Origin of the sequence: Rhizobium sp. 62_C5_N11_2 (assembly GCF_051811185.1) — a bacterium.
Lineage (GTDB): Bacteria > Pseudomonadota > Alphaproteobacteria > Rhizobiales > Rhizobiaceae > Rhizobium > Rhizobium leguminosarum.
The window spans coordinates 2,617,740-2,633,483 of sequence record NZ_JBPWPW010000001.1 but is presented as its reverse complement, the minus strand read 5'-3'; the positions used below and the strand labels follow the sequence as shown (position 1 = coordinate 2,633,483).

At 63.8% G+C, this 15,744-nt stretch carries 9 protein-coding genes; 5 read left to right on the top strand and 4 right to left on the bottom strand.

Features of this window, described 5'->3' with window-relative positions; translation table 11 throughout:
* Nucleotides 1–82: 82 nt before the first annotated feature.
* Nucleotides 83–961: a LysR substrate-binding domain-containing protein gene (locus AB8B31_RS13290; RefSeq protein ID WP_047623316.1), complete on the bottom strand. Its 879-nt coding sequence runs from the start codon at nt 959–961 to the stop codon at nt 83–85.
* Between the two features lie 130 nt (nt 962–1,091).
* Between AB8B31_RS13290 and AB8B31_RS13285 the strand changes: the two genes are divergently transcribed.
* Nucleotides 1,092–1,478, top strand: coding sequence for an ectoine synthase (locus AB8B31_RS13285; RefSeq protein ID WP_130652679.1), 387 nt, complete (start codon nt 1,092–1,094; stop codon nt 1,476–1,478).
* A gap of 240 nt (nt 1,479–1,718) precedes the next feature.
* On the opposite strand, the gene AB8B31_RS13280 is transcribed toward AB8B31_RS13285, so the two are convergent.
* The gene (locus AB8B31_RS13280; RefSeq protein ID WP_130652678.1) at nt 1,719–2,201 is read right to left on the bottom strand and encodes a DUF4168 domain-containing protein; all 483 of its coding nucleotides are present in this window, start codon (nt 2,199–2,201) and stop codon (nt 1,719–1,721) included.
* A 462-nt stretch (nt 2,202–2,663) separates the two neighbouring features.
* Between AB8B31_RS13280 and AB8B31_RS13275 the strand changes: the two genes are divergently transcribed.
* The 3 genes from AB8B31_RS13275 (at nt 2,664) to AB8B31_RS13265 (ending at nt 4,586) form a co-directional block, all read left to right on the top strand.
* Nucleotides 2,664–3,356: a type 1 glutamine amidotransferase domain-containing protein gene (locus tag AB8B31_RS13275; RefSeq protein WP_439007445.1), complete on the top strand. Its 693-nt coding sequence runs from the start codon at nt 2,664–2,666 to the stop codon at nt 3,354–3,356.
* A gap of 258 nt (nt 3,357–3,614) precedes the next feature.
* Nucleotides 3,615–4,028, top strand: coding sequence for a GFA family protein (locus AB8B31_RS13270; protein WP_047623313.1), 414 nt, complete (start codon nt 3,615–3,617; stop codon nt 4,026–4,028).
* A gap of 114 nt (nt 4,029–4,142) precedes the next feature.
* Nucleotides 4,143–4,586 (top strand): SRPBCC family protein, encoded by a 444-nt coding sequence (locus AB8B31_RS13265; protein ID WP_018242667.1) that lies wholly within the window; start codon nt 4,143–4,145, stop codon nt 4,584–4,586.
* Between the two features lie 50 nt (nt 4,587–4,636).
* On the opposite strand, the gene AB8B31_RS13260 is transcribed toward AB8B31_RS13265, so the two are convergent.
* Both AB8B31_RS13260 and AB8B31_RS13255 read right to left on the bottom strand, forming a co-directional pair.
* Nucleotides 4,637–5,560: a hypothetical protein gene (locus AB8B31_RS13260; protein WP_130652676.1), complete on the bottom strand. Its 924-nt coding sequence runs from the start codon at nt 5,558–5,560 to the stop codon at nt 4,637–4,639.
* 175 nt (nt 5,561–5,735) lie between these two features.
* Nucleotides 5,736–5,909 (bottom strand): hypothetical protein, encoded by a 174-nt coding sequence (locus tag AB8B31_RS13255; protein WP_018446286.1) that lies wholly within the window; start codon nt 5,907–5,909, stop codon nt 5,736–5,738.
* 618 nt (nt 5,910–6,527) lie between these two features.
* On the opposite strand from AB8B31_RS13255, the gene AB8B31_RS13250 reads away from it, so the two are divergent.
* Nucleotides 6,528–15,737, top strand: coding sequence for a VCBS domain-containing protein (locus AB8B31_RS13250; RefSeq protein ID WP_439007444.1), 9,210 nt, complete (start codon nt 6,528–6,530; stop codon nt 15,735–15,737).
* The last annotated feature ends 7 nt before the right edge of the window (nt 15,738–15,744 follow it).

Genomic DNA, 15,744 nt, shown 5'->3' with positions numbered 1-15,744 from the left:
TTATGCCACATCTTTATTTTCGCGACCCATTTGCATCCATCGTCTCGGCGGCGACCCTTCGATAAATTGCCGGCAGGGGATCTCACGCGCCCGATCCGCACTCCGTCATGAACCAGTCGATAAAGCGGCGCACCGGCTTTTTCGCCCAGCTGTTCGATATGACGTAATAGCCTTGGTTTTCTGCCGTCGCGATGTCGGAAAGCACCAGCAGATCGCCGCGTTCGATCTCGCGGCGGAACACCTCGACCGGGCAGAGCGCCACGCCATGGCCGGCGACTACGGCCGTCGCCAGCATGTTGAAATCCTGGAATATCGGACCCCGGAGCGGCTCCGGCGCTTTCTGGCCGGCCTTGCGGAACCATTCCTTCCAGCCGTCGGCGGATTCGTCGTGCAGCAGATCGGCGCCGGCGAGCGAGACGTCGTCGATCGTCCAGTTTCGTTTGGCAAGGTAATGGCCGCTGGCGACGGGCTGGTTGCGGCGGGAGAAGAGCAGGCGGCTTTCCCTGCCGCCGCTCAGATCCTCGCCCATGGTGATCAGCACGTCCAGGCTTTCGTCGTCGAAGCGTTCTTCGGCGCGTGCATAGACGATCCTGACGTCGAGATCGGGGTCGCTCTCCTGGAAGGAGGGCAGGGCCGGGACGAGCCAGCGGGAGGCGATCGAGGGAATGCAGCCGACGGTGATGGCCCGCATGTTGTGATCGCGCCGCATGTTGCCGGTCGCATGCGCGATCGCCGCCAGCGATCCTGACACGGCGCGGTAATATTCGCCGCCGGCTGCGGTCAGCGCGACACCGCGGCCCGATTTCTGCAACAGCTTGCGGCCGAGCCAGGTCTCCAGATGCTTGATCTGATGGCTGATCGCCGCATGGGTAACGTGCAGCTCGTCGCCCGCTTTCGAAAGGCTCATCAGGCGGGCCGTGGCTTCGAAAGCGCGCAGGGCGTTCAACGGCGGCAATTGCATTTGTAAAATTTCCTCACAGATGACGCAAGAATCATCATTTGAAAATGCCAGCCATTTCAATAGCTAATTGTCGTGAGCGATAAAAAAGAATCATCGCTGCATCTTCAATAATTTATCAGGAGAATCGGCGATGTTCGTCAGAAATCTGAAGGAGGTGGAGCTCACCGAGCGTTTCGTCGACTGGGGCAACGGCACGAGCCACCGCTTGCTGACCAAAGACGACGGCATGGGCTTTACGGTGTGCCATACCGTCGTTCGCGCCAATAGCGAAGCCCTGCTTCAGTACCGCAATCATCTGGAGGCCTGCTATTGCATTAAGGGCGAGGGCGAAGTGGAGGATATGGACGGCAACGTCTTTCCGATCCGCGCCGGTGATATCTATGTGCTGGACAAGCATGACCGCCATTATCTGCGCGGCGGCAAGGATCAGGATCTCATTCTGGTCAGCATCTTCAACCCGCCGCTGACGGGCACCGAACGGCACGACCTGAACAACCAGAGCGGCTCGCAATACTGAACGAAACCATGATGCCGAAAAGTGTGAGCGGTTTTCGGACGAAATCATGCTCTCACTATATAATGTAGAACAGGATTCAGATTTTAGGCCGACCCGGCCTAATATCATCCTGTTCTAGCCGATCATTTCGTCGACTTCTTAGGTGGAAAGCAGAGCCCGTCAAATGGCGGGCACTGCTTCCGGCGTGAACGGCAAGACGTCCGCTGCCTTTTCGTGGCGACTTACAGCGCCGCGCGCAGCCTATTGCTGCTGCTGCTGCTGCTGTTGGCCCGGCGGTGGCGTGCCGATTTTTTCCAGAACTTTCTTGGCCAGAGCCGGGTCGCTCTGGGCGGCCGTCAGGATCGACGAGTATTCTTCGACGGAGATGTCGGGAGAAGCCTTGACGGTGTCGACCATCTGCTTCTTGGCCTCCTCCTGCAGCTGCTGCTTGGCAGTCTCGTCCTTCGTCGCGCCGATCTTGGCCGAATACTCCTGCCTCACCTTGTCGACCTGCAGATAGGCAACGGCGAAGGCCTCGATTTTCTGATCGCTGACGGCTGCTGTCGCACCGGTGCCGCCCTGCTGTCCCTGCATCGGCGTCTGGCCCTGAGCCGGCGGCTGCGCCTGTGCCGGCTGCTGTTGCGCCTGGGCCATGTCGACAGCGGATGCCGGGCTGAAAGCAAGCAGACTGAAGACCACAGTGCTCAATGTTGCGACAGATGTGTAACGATTGATCATATTCATTCCTCTTCAAGTGCATGATTTGATCGGCAGCAAGACCGCCTCGGTCGATCGCTCAGCCGCTCAAAGGCCGGCGAGCTCGCGACGATGGAACCTTGAAGAGGGTACGGTGCGGCGGTAACGGGGCGATTTGCTGACGATTGAGCGGCGGTTTTGTGACCGCCGGCATGTCGACTGGTGCGGGAAATTCCAGCGCGAGCCGGTCAGCCCGGGGTCTCACGCTGCGCTTTTCCAGCGCGGGTCTTGGTCGGCTCAGCCCAGACAAACGGATGTCGCGCGCGACCTCCGTTTGTCTGGTTAGGCTTCGGCTAAAGCAATTCTAGCAAACGCTGCGCGGGAGAGCTTGTTTCGCAGCGCCGCCGCTCTATGTCCTCACCCGTTTCAGCATGAGATCTGCAGGCAGTATTCACCGTAAATCCGGGTGCCGACGGCGTTGTCCGCCGGCCGGCTTGAAGGAGCTGAGCAATGAAAATTCTCATGGTTCTCACATCGCATGATCAGTTGGGAAACACCGGCAAGAAGACGGGATTCTGGCTCGAAGAGCTTGCTGCTCCTTATTTCGTTTTCCGCGACGCCGGGGTCGATATTACACTCGCTTCGCCGAAGGGCGGCCAGCCTCCGCTCGATCTGAAGAGCAATGAGCCGGCGTTCCAGACGGAAGATACGAGACGGTTTGAACGAGACGCGGCCGCAATGGCTGCGCTCGCAAACACCATCAAGCTTTCTGAAATCGACCAGGCGGACTATGACAGCGTGTTCTTCCCCGGCGGGCACGGTCCGCTTTGGGATCTGACGAACGATCGCAATGCGCTGTCGCTTATCGAGGACATGCTTTCGGCGGGAAAGCCTGTGGCGCTCGTCTGCCATGCACCCGGTATCCTGACGAATGTGAAGGCGCCGGATGGAAAGCCCATCGCCAAGGGCCGGGCCGTCACGGGGTTCACCGATTCAGAAGAAGAGGCCATGCACCTGGTCGAGGTCGTTCCCTACCTGCTCGAGGACGTCCTGAAAGAGCAGGGCGCAAAGTTTTCAAAGACGGCGGATTGGGGCGTGCATGTCGTCCAGGACGGCCTGCTGATCACCGGCCAAAACCCGGCCTCGTCAAAACAGGGCGCCCGCACGCTGCTTGATGCCTTGGGAAAGCAGGCCGCGGCTTAAGCACTTCAGCCCCTGGGCATAATTGCTGGCCGGGGGCGAGATCTCCTCATTCGGCTTGTGCCAACGCCGGCCGCAGGCGCGTTTCGACGACCTCTGCGGCACCTGCGCATCGGCCCGAAAATCGGAATCGCTTGTCGGGCCGATGCGCGGATTGAAAGAGTTAGGGCGTCCTTTGTGGGTCATAAAGGACGCACGGCGCTCTGAGGCGGTGGAGTGCCAATCGCACGACGTTCGAACACGGGATGGGAGGCATCTGACATGACCAGGAAATATACCGGGCAATGCGCCTGCGGCGCAGTAAGATTTGCCTTCGACACGGACCCGAACTTTGTCGCCAACTGCCATTGCCTGGACTGCAAGAGGGCAACGGGCGGCGAGGCCGCCACGTTCTTCGCCGTGCCGCAGGAAGATTTCACCGTGATCAGCGGCAGCCCGAAAGCGTTTCATTACATCGCCGATTCAGGCAAAGGGCTCGACCGCAACTTTTGCCCCGATTGCGGCGCCAGGTTATTCAGCAGCAACCTCGAGAGCTTCCCCGGCCTCGTCTTCGTGACGCTCGGCAGCCTCGACCGGCCCGAGTTGATCAAGCCGGGGGTCGAAATGTTCACCCGGCGCCGGCTGGCCTGGGCAAGGCCGCTCGATCTTCCGCAGTTCGATGGCATGCCTGGTTGAGCCGCGACGCCGGATCGAATTCTTCTTGAAGAAAAATTCGATCCGGTGTCGGATCGGCCAAGCCACGTCCGTCCTAGGTTCGTCCATTCCGTAAATCCAAAAAGGATCACGACCATGCCGAGTACCATACGCCTGCACCGCGTTCTGGCGACCACCCCGGAGAAAGTCTATCGCGCATTCCTGGAGGCGGACGCGCTTGCCAAGTGGCTTCCGCCGAACGGCTTCCTCTGCACTGTGCACCATTCGGAGCCGGTTGTCGGCGGCACGTTCAGAATGTCCTTCCGCAACTTCACGACGGGCAACAGCCACGCCTTCGGCGGCGAATATCTCGAGCTCGTCCCGGGCGAACGTCTGCGCTACACCGACAGGTTCGACGATCCCAACCTGCCGGGCGAAATGGAAGTCACCGTGACGCTGAAGAAGGTTTCGGTCGGCACCGAGGTGGATATCGTACAGGCAGGCGTGCCCGACGTCATTCCGCCCGAGGCTTGTTATCTCGGCTGGCAGGAGTCGCTGCGAAACCTCGCCAGGGTTGTCGAGCCCGACATCCAGGAATAGCGCAAGATCGCGCCGGTCGGACGACAACCGTCCGGCATCGGCGACATCAATCAATCCCCATGTTTGGCCAGGGCGTTGCGGGCGGCCGCAGCGCCCCAGTCGTCGGAAAGGTCCTGCCCCTCGATTTCGGCTTCCTTGATCGGCGTTGCCAGGATCAGCGGCGTGGAGCCGAAAGGCAGGCCGTCGATCCGGCCTGCGTCACGGCTGAGTACGATCCGGGTCATCGGGCGGTAATCCTCGGTCAGCCGGCAGAACAGGATGGCGCCGTGCTTCTCGACATCGCGGGCCACACGATAACCGTCTGCCACGAGGTCGCCGATGTTGATCAACAGGTTCGCCCAGTTTTCGATCCCGGCCGCATCCAGTGTCGCGGCGTCGAGTTCCATGAAAAGCTCGCATTCGACGCCGTTCTCAGGCTCAGATATGCCGGCCCAGGGGGTCGACAGCCCGTCGGTGGCAAGCGTCAGCCTTCCCGGCGCATGGATGGCGAGGATCCGGCGGTGCGGGCCGAACCATTTCGTCTGGGCGTGAATGTTGGCCGTTCCGCGCTCTGCGGCAAAATCCTCCTGGACTGTGCCGCGGCTCTGCCAGAAGACGCGCCGCGTAGCGGCAGCGGTTTCGTAGATCGGGTCGTCGGGGCCGCGCGGCACGATCGTCCGGTCATAACTCGTTTCGAGCGTGATCTCTCCCCGCATGAAGGGGAACTTCGGCTTCCTCCAGCGGATTATCACCTTGTTGAAGCGGGGCATCCCTGATGCACCGAGCTTTTCAACGACATCAGAGATGATATCGAGCGGATGCCTGGAGGCCTCAGGGACATAGTTTCCCTCGGCATCGCGGTAGCCGCCCGTCCGGGAGGAATGCCCTGCCTGCATCGTGGTGGCTGTCCATTCGCCGCTGACCGCGCCCGCCGGCGCCTTGTCGAGAGCCGGTGCAAGTTCCCGGATCGCATCGTCAATCGAATAGAATGCCACGTCGCCCTCCGCCTTCGCCCAAAGATCGTATCCCCCGCGGCCGCTCGGCCGCGAGCAGAAGCTAGCGCGGAGGCGTCGCCGATCAATAGCGAGGTGGACGTCGCGAGCAGGGGAGGCGCCCAGATCCCTGGGCGCAGGAGAATTCTTCACTTAGGTGCGGTGAGGCCCGCGGCGCTTATTTGCTTCCGTTGTTCGGGCGCGCCTTGGCGCTGTCGTTGTTGGTCGACGAGGCGGTTTTTCCGTCTGGTTGCTGCCCGAAATATGTCCCGCCGAGATGGCCGCCGGCGCTGGTGTTCCTCACCTGCCGTTCGGCGCGTTTCTGGAGTTCACGAACGTTGGTCTTGCTCATTTTCGGCTCCATGTTTGAGGTGGACATCTGGTCAACCGATGGCGGACGACACGGTTCCATATTTTTGCGGAGGGCGGTGTCCTTTACGTCGGCGGCGGGCTTGGGGGAACGTTTGCTCACCCGTCGTCGGTGTCCCGCTTCGCTGCCGCTCACCCGATGGAAATATTCGCACGTCGGACATTTGGAGCTCCTTCTTTTGGCTTCGTTGTAGAAAGCCGATCCGGGACAACATCCCGATGAAATGATCGGCGTGGAGCAGCCGGTGCCGACCTAAGCGAGGAAAAGCGGAAAGGCTCTAAAGTTTGGGCCTGCGCTTCGCAAGCGCCTTGCGCGCCGCCATCCCACTCCACTGCTCGTCAGGATCGAGGTCTGCGACTTCGGCGTCTCTCGCAGCGAATTCCTGGACAAATTTACCATCACAAGAAAATCGTCTTTCATTTCACAGTATATGTGTTAACACTTTATTAGGGATGGGGAGTATTCCGGTTCTGATTTAAGAAATATGGGCATTGTTGCCGATAATATCGGCACGACCGCATGTTCAACGCGTGTCATGCTGGTTTGCTAATCTTGAATCAATGCCGGGTTACTTGTTTTGTATTATGGGGGGTTATTTTGATGGGTACGCAAAGCACCGGCGGCGGCAGCACGACTTCTTTCTCCAATACGCCGCAGGCGAAGGATGACTCTTACATCTGGACAGAAGACCAACTGCTCAGTCTCCAGCTCTACAATGCGGCCACCAAAACCATAACCCTCGACGTCATGTCGAATGATCTTGGCGGGAATGCCAAATCCCTCTTTTCGGTCGACGACGGTGATGGCAATCCAATTACCGCCGACTACGAGCTTCTTGCGAAAGACGTCGGAGCGAATGGGGCATCTGCCTGGGAGAAGTCCCTGCTCGGCAATTGGGTCAGGATCAATAATGGAAAGATCGAATACCGTCTTAGTGACGGAAGCGGCATCGCGGGCTCGGGCGCGGATATCAACACGCTGTCTGCCGGTGAAATCCTCAAAGATAGTTTCGTCTACGCGATACGGCTCGGCAATGGCACGCTGAGCGAGGCAAATGTCTCGATCTCGCTCACCGGCGCCAACGATGCGGCTTCGATCGTCGTCGATGCGACGGTCACCGACGATCGGGCGACGGTCGAGGCGGGTGCGGCCGGCAGCGGCGATCCGAATGCCTCCGGCAAGCTGACGGTCAGCGATGTCGACGACGGCGAGGCGGCGTTTGCCGCCCCGGCCTCCCTCAACGGCATCTATGGCAGCTTCACCTTCAATGCCGCCAGCGGCAGCTGGACCTATACGCTCGACAATAACCGGGCCGCGACGCAGGCGCTCAACCAGGGCGACGCCGTCAGCGACACGCTGAGCGTCAGCTCGCTCGACGGCACGGCCAGCCACAACATCGTCGTCGCCATCACCGGCGCCAACGATGCGGCTTCGATCGTCGTCGATGCGACGGTCACCGACGATCGGGCGACGGTCGAGGCGGGTGCGGCCGGCAGCGGCGATCCGAATGCCTCCGGCAAGCTGACGGTCAGCGATGTCGACGACGGCGAGGCGGCGTTTGCCGCCCCGGCCTCCCTCAACGGCATCTATGGCAGCTTCACCTTCAATGCCGCCAGCGGCAGCTGGACCTATACGCTCGACAATAACCGGGCCGCGACGCAGGCGCTCAACCAGGGCGACGCCGTCAGCGACACGCTGAGCGTCAGCTCGCTCGACGGCACGGCCAGCCACAACATCGTCGTCGCCATCACCGGCGCCAACGATGCGGCTTCGATCGTCGTCGATGCGACGGTCACCGACGATCGGGCGACGGTCGAGGCGGGTGCGGCCGGCAGCGGCGATCCGAATGCCTCCGGCAAGCTGACGGTCAGCGATGTCGACGACGGCGAGGCGGCGTTTGCCGCCCCGGCCTCCCTCAACGGCATCTATGGCAGCTTCACCTTCAATGCCGCCAGCGGCAGCTGGACCTATACGCTCGACAATAACCGGGCCGCGACGCAGGCGCTCAACCAGGGCGACGCCGTCAGCGACACGCTGAGCGTCAGCTCGCTCGACGGCACGGCCAGCCACAACATCGTCGTCGCCATCACCGGCGCCAACGATGCGGCTTCGATCGTCGTCGATGCGACGGTCACCGACGATCGGGCGACGGTCGAGGCGGGTGCGGCCGGCAGCGGCGATCCGAATGCCTCCGGCAAGCTGACGGTCAGCGATGTCGACGACGGCGAGGCGGCGTTTGCCGCCCCGGCCTCCCTCAACGGCATCTATGGCAGCTTCACCTTCAATGCCGCCAGCGGCAGCTGGACCTATACGCTCGACAATAACCGGGCCGCGACGCAGGCGCTCAACCAGGGCGACGCCGTCAGCGACACGCTGAGCGTCAGCTCGCTCGACGGCACGGCCAGCCACAACATCGTCGTCGCCATCACCGGCGCCAACGATGCGGCTTCGATCGTCGTCGATGCGACGGTCACCGACGATCGGGCGACGGTCGAGGCGGGTGCGGCCGGCAGCGGCGATCCGAATGCCTCCGGCAAGCTGACGGTCAGCGATGTCGACGACGGCGAGGCGGCGTTTGCCGCCCCGGCCTCCCTCAACGGCATCTATGGCAGCTTCACCTTCAATGCCGCCAGCGGCAGCTGGACCTATACGCTCGACAATAACCGGGCCGCGACGCAGGCGCTCAACCAGGGCGACGCCGTCAGCGACACGCTGAGCGTCAGCTCGCTCGACGGCACGGCCAGCCACAACATCGTCGTCGCCATCACCGGCGCCAACGATGCGGCTTCGATCGTCGTCGATGCGACGGTCACCGACGATCGGGCGACGGTCGAGGCGGGTGCGGCCGGCAGCGGCGATCCGAATGCCTCCGGCAAGCTGACGGTCAGCGATGTCGACGACGGCGAGGCGGCGTTTGCCGCCCCGGCCTCCCTCAACGGCATCTATGGCAGCTTCACCTTCAATGCCGCCAGCGGCAGCTGGACCTATACGCTCGACAATAACCGGGCCGCGACGCAGGCGCTCAACCAGGGCGACGCCGTCAGCGACACGCTGAGCGTCAGCTCGCTCGACGGCACGGCCAGCCACAACATCGTCGTCGCCATCACCGGCGCCAACGATGCGGCTTCGATCGTCGTCGATGCGACGGTCACCGACGATCGGGCGACGGTCGAGGCGGGTGCGGCCGGCAGCGGCGATCCGAATGCCTCCGGCAAGCTGACGGTCAGCGATGTCGACGACGGCGAGGCGGCGTTTGCCGCCCCGGCCTCCCTCAACGGCATCTATGGCAGCTTCACCTTCAATGCCGCCAGCGGCAGCTGGACCTATACGCTCGACAATAACCGGGCCGCGACGCAGGCGCTCAACCAGGGCGACGCCGTCAGCGACACGCTGAGCGTCAGCTCGCTCGACGGCACGGCCAGCCACAACATCGTCGTCGCCATCACCGGCGCCAACGATGCGGCTTCGATCGTCGTCGATGCGACGGTCACCGACGATCGGGCGACGGTCGAGGCGGGTGCGGCCGGCAGCGGCGATCCGAATGCCTCCGGCAAGCTGACGGTCAGCGATGTCGACGACGGCGAGGCGGCGTTTGCCGCCCCGGCCTCCCTCAACGGCATCTATGGCAGCTTCACCTTCAATGCCGCCAGCGGCAGCTGGACCTATACGCTCGACAATAACCGGGCCGCGACGCAGGCGCTCAACCAGGGCGACGCCGTCAGCGACACGCTGAGCGTCAGCTCGCTCGACGGCACGGCCAGCCACAACATCGTCGTCGCCATCACCGGCGCCAACGATGCGGCTTCGATCGTCGTCGATGCGACGGTCACCGACGATCGGGCGACGGTCGAGGCGGGTGCGGCCGGCAGCGGCGATCCGAATGCCTCCGGCAAGCTGACGGTCAGCGATGTCGACGACGGCGAGGCGGCGTTTGCCGCCCCGGCCTCCCTCAACGGCATCTATGGCAGCTTCACCTTCAATGCCGCCAGCGGCAGCTGGACCTATACGCTCGACAATAACCGGGCCGCGACGCAGGCGCTCAACCAGGGCGACGCCGTCAGCGACACGCTGAGCGTCAGCTCGCTCGACGGCACGGCCAGCCACAACATCGTCGTCGCCATCACCGGCGCCAACGATGCGGCTTCGATCGTCGTCGATGCGACGGTCACCGACGATCGGGCGACGGTCGAGGCGGGTGCGGCCGGCAGCGGCGATCCGAATGCCTCCGGCAAGCTGACGGTCAGCGATGTCGACGACGGCGAGGCGGCGTTTGCCGCCCCGGCCTCCCTCAACGGCATCTATGGCAGCTTCACCTTCAATGCCGCCAGCGGCAGCTGGACCTATACGCTCGACAATAACCGGGCCGCGACGCAGGCGCTCAACCAGGGCGACGCCGTCAGCGACACGCTGAGCGTCAGCTCGCTCGACGGCACGGCCAGCCACAACATCGTCGTCGCCATCACCGGCGCCAACGATGCGGCTTCGATCGTCGTCGATGCGACGGTCACCGACGATCGGGCGACGGTCGAGGCGGGTGCGGCCGGCAGCGGCGATCCGAATGCCTCCGGCAAGCTGACGGTCAGCGATGTCGACGACGGCGAGGCGGCGTTTGCCGCCCCGGCCTCCCTCAACGGCATCTATGGCAGCTTCACCTTCAATGCCGCCAGCGGCAGCTGGACCTATACGCTCGACAATAACCGGGCCGCGACGCAGGCGCTCAACCAGGGCGACGCCGTCAGCGACACGCTGAGCGTCAGCTCGCTCGACGGCACGGCCAGCCACAACATCGTCGTCGCCATCACCGGCGCCAACGATGCGGCTTCGATCGTCGTCGATGCGACGGTCACCGACGATCGGGCGACGGTCGAGGCGGGTGCGGCCGGCAGCGGCGATCCGAATGCCTCCGGCAAGCTGACGGTCAGCGATGTCGACGACGGCGAGGCGGCGTTTGCCGCCCCGGCCTCCCTCAACGGCATCTATGGCAGCTTCACCTTCAATGCCGCCAGCGGCAGCTGGACCTATACGCTCGACAATAACCGGGCCGCGACGCAGGCGCTCAACCAGGGCGACGCCGTCAGCGACACGCTGAGCGTCAGCTCGCTCGACGGCACGGCCAGCCACAACATCGTCGTCGCCATCACCGGCGCCAACGATGCGGCTTCGATCGTCGTCGATGCGACGGTCACCGACGATCGGGCGACGGTCGAGGCGGGTGCGGCCGGCAGCGGCGATCCGAATGCCTCCGGCAAGCTGACGGTCAGCGATGTCGACGACGGCGAGGCGGCGTTTGCCGCCCCGGCCTCCCTCAACGGCATCTATGGCAGCTTCACCTTCAATGCCGCCAGCGGCAGCTGGACCTATACGCTCGACAATAACCGGGCCGCGACGCAGGCGCTCAACCAGGGCGACGCCGTCAGCGACACGCTGAGCGTCAGCTCGCTCGACGGCACGGCCAGCCACAACATCGTCGTCGCCATCACCGGCGCCAACGATGCGGCTTCGATCGTCGTCGATGCGACGGTCACCGACGATCGGGCGACGGTCGAGGCGGGTGCGGCCGGCAGCGGCGATCCGAATGCCTCCGGCAAGCTGACGGTCAGCGATGTCGACGACGGCGAGGCGGCGTTTGCCGCCCCGGCCTCCCTCAACGGCATCTATGGCAGCTTCACCTTCAATGCCGCCAGCGGCAGCTGGACCTATACGCTCGACAATAACCGGGCCGCGACGCAGGCGCTCAACCAGGGCGACGCCGTCAGCGACACGCTGAGCGTCAGCTCGCTCGACGGCACGGCCAGCCACAACATCGTCGTCGCCATCACCGGCGCCAACGATGCGGCTTCGATCGTCGTCGATGCGACGGTCACCGACGATCGGGCGACGGTCGAGGCGGGTGCGGCCGGCAGCGGCGATCCGAATGCCTCCGGCAAGCTGACGGTCAGCGATGTCGACGACGGCGAGGCGGCGTTTGCCGCCCCGGCCTCCCTCAACGGCATCTATGGCAGCTTCACCTTCAATGCCGCCAGCGGCAGCTGGACCTATACGCTCGACAATAACCGGGCCGCGACGCAGGCGCTCAACCAGGGCGACGCCGTCAGCGACACGCTGAGCGTCAGCTCGCTCGACGGCACGGCCAGCCACAACATCGTCGTCGCCATCACCGGCGCCAACGATGCGGCTTCGATCGTCGTCGATGCGACGGTCACCGACGATCGGGCGACGGTCGAGGCGGGTGCGGCCGGCAGCGGCGATCCGAATGCCTCCGGCAAGCTGACGGTCAGCGATGTCGACGACGGCGAGGCGGCGTTTGCCGCCCCGGCCTCCCTCAACGGCATCTATGGCAGCTTCACCTTCAATGCCGCCAGCGGCAGCTGGACCTATACGCTCGACAATAACCGGGCCGCGACGCAGGCGCTCAACCAGGGCGACGCCGTCAGCGACACGCTGAGCGTCAGCTCGCTCGACGGCACGGCCAGCCACAACATCGTCGTCGCCATCACCGGCGCCAACGATGCGGCTTCGATCGTCGTCGATGCGACGGTCACCGACGATCGGGCGACGGTCGAGGCGGGTGCGGCCGGCAGCGGCGATCCGAATGCCTCCGGCAAGCTGACGGTCAGCGATGTCGACGACGGCGAGGCGGCGTTTGCCGCCCCGGCCTCCCTCAACGGCATCTATGGCAGCTTCACCTTCAATGCCGCCAGCGGCAGCTGGACCTATACGCTCGACAATAACCGGGCCGCGACGCAGGCGCTCAACCAGGGCGACGCCGTCAGCGACACGCTGAGCGTCAGCTCGCTCGACGGCACGGCCAGCCACAACATCGTCGTCGCCATCACCGGCGCCAACGATGCGGCTTCGATCGTCGTCGATGCGACGGTCACCGACGATCGGGCGACGGTCGAGGCGGGTGCGGCCGGCAGCGGCGATCCGAATGCCTCCGGCAAGCTGACGGTCAGCGATGTCGACGACGGCGAGGCGGCGTTTGCCGCCCCGGCCTCCCTCAACGGCATCTATGGCAGCTTCACCTTCAATGCCGCCAGCGGCAGCTGGACCTATACGCTCGACAATAACCGGGCCGCGACGCAGGCGCTCAACCAGGGCGACGCCGTCAGCGACACGCTGAGCGTCAGCTCGCTCGACGGCACGGCCAGCCACAACATCGTCGTCGCCATCACCGGCGCCAACGATGCGGCTTCGATCGTCGTCGATGCGACGGTCACCGACGATCGGGCGACGGTCGAGGCGGGTGCGGCCGGCAGCGGCGATCCGAATGCCTCCGGCAAGCTGACGGTCAGCGATGTCGACGACGGCGAGGCGGCGTTTGCCGCCCCGGCCTCCCTCAACGGCATCTATGGCAGCTTCACCTTCAATGCCGCCAGCGGCAGCTGGACCTATACGCTCGACAATAACCGGGCCGCGACGCAGGCGCTCAACCAGGGCGACGCCGTCAGCGACACGCTGAGCGTCAGCTCGCTCGACGGCACGGCCAGCCACAACATCGTCGTCGCCATCACCGGCGCCAACGATGCGGCTTCGATCGTCGTCGATGCGACGGTCACCGACGATCGGGCGACGGTCGAGGCGGGTGCGGCCGGCAGCGGCGATCCGAATGCCTCCGGCAAGCTGACGGTCAGCGATGTCGACGACGGCGAGGCGGCGTTTGCCGCCCCGGCCTCCCTCAACGGCATCTATGGCAGCTTCACCTTCAATGCCGCCAGCGGCAGCTGGACCTATACGCTCGACAATAACCGGGCCGCGACGCAGGCGCTCAACCAGGGCGACGCCGTCAGCGACACGCTGAGCGTCAGCTCGCTCGACGGCACGGCCAGCCACAACATCGTCGTCGCCATCACCGGCGCCAACGATGCGGCTTCGATCGTCGTCGATGCGACGGTCACCGACGATCGGGCGACGGTCGAGGCGGGTGCGGCCGGCAGCGGCGATCCGAATGCCTCCGGCAAGCTGACGGTCAGCGATGTCGACGACGGCGAGGCGGCGTTTGCCGCCCCGGCCTCCCTCAACGGCATCTATGGCAGCTTCACCTTCAATGCCGCCAGCGGCAGCTGGACCTATACGCTCGACAATAACCGGGCCGCGACGCAGGCGCTCAACCAGGGCGACGCCGTCAGCGACACGCTGAGCGTCAGCTCGCTCGACGGCACGGCCAGCCACAACATCGTCGTCGCCATCACCGGCGCCAACGATGCGGCTTCGATCGTCGTCGATGCGACGGTCACCGACGATCGGGCGACGGTCGAGGCGGGTGCGGCCGGCAGCGGCGATCCGAATGCCTCCGGCAAGCTGACGGTCAGCGATGTCGACGACGGCGAGGCGGCGTTTGCCGCCCCGGCCTCCCTCAACGGCATCTATGGCAGCTTCACCTTCAATGCCGCCAGCGGCAGCTGGACCTATACGCTCGACAATAACCGGGCCGCGACGCAGGCGCTCAACCAGGGCGACGCCGTCAGCGACACGCTGAGCGTCAGCTCGCTCGACGGCACGGCCAGCCACAACATCGTCGTCGCCATCACCGGCGCCAACGATGCGGCTTCGATCGTCGTCGATGCGACGGTCACCGACGATCGGGCGACGGTCGAGGCGGGTGCGGCCGGCAGCGGCGATCCGAATGCCTCCGGCAAGCTGACGGTCAGCGATGTCGACGACGGCGAGGCGGCGTTTGCCGCCCCGGCCTCCCTCAACGGCATCTATGGCAGCTTCACCTTCAATGCCGCCAGCGGCAGCTGGACCTATACGCTCGACAATAACCGGGCCGCGACGCAGGCGCTCAACCAGGGCGACGCCGTCAGCGACACGCTGAGCGTCAGCTCGCTCGACGGCACGGCCAGCCACAACATCGTCGTCGCCATCACCGGCGCAGATGATGGTCCAGCTAGGCAGGCGCCGACCGACATTAAGCTGACGCCTGTCGTTCCGGCGGATAGCGTTAACTTCAATAGTTTTGAGTTCAGTGGGCTGCTGGCGGCGACTGATCCCGACGCAGGTGGATTCAGCTTCAGCATTGCCTCGCAGTCGAATCCGGGCTTGTTTTCGATTACCGGCAATACGCTTCATTCGGATGCGCTATCGACGAACGGTACATTTTCAGTGACGGTAACGGCAACGCAGACCGGTGATCCTATAGGCCCGGCCTTCGAAAAGACCGAGACGTTCACGATTATCACCGGTGGCAATGGCAACTCAGTGGACAATCCGACCGGTGGAACGGGCGACGATATGCTCTACGGCGGTGGCGGTAACGATATGATGTTCGGGCTCGGAGGTGACGACACTCTTTTCGGCCAAGACGGCAACGAGACCCTAAACGGTGGTGCTGGCAACAACACCCTGACCGGGGGCGTGGGAAATGATACCTTCTTTTTCCAAAAGTTTGCCACCACCACGAACCATATGACTGACTTCAACGCTGGGACGAATAGCACAACCGTGGACAGGTTCCAGTTGGACGTCGGAGGCGGCACGTTCGAGTTCGCCGTCGGCAACAACAATACAAACGTGGACAATGTGAAGGTGGGAAACAACGGCACGATCAATGTTGCCGGAACGGAGGTTGCCGTCAAAACGGACGTGAGCGTCACGAACGCAACCGTCCAGAGCACCATCAATGGTTACAGCAACATAACCACAGGGGCATTGTTCGTGTTCCACAACACGGATCTCGGCCATGCGGCGGTCTACTACGATCAGAACCCAAGTTCAGCCGGCGGCGCGGTGCTGGTTGCTGAATTCGACAACATCACCACCCTCAGCGGGCTTACAAATTTCAACTCGGGCGACTTCTTGTTTAGCTGAGGCGGTC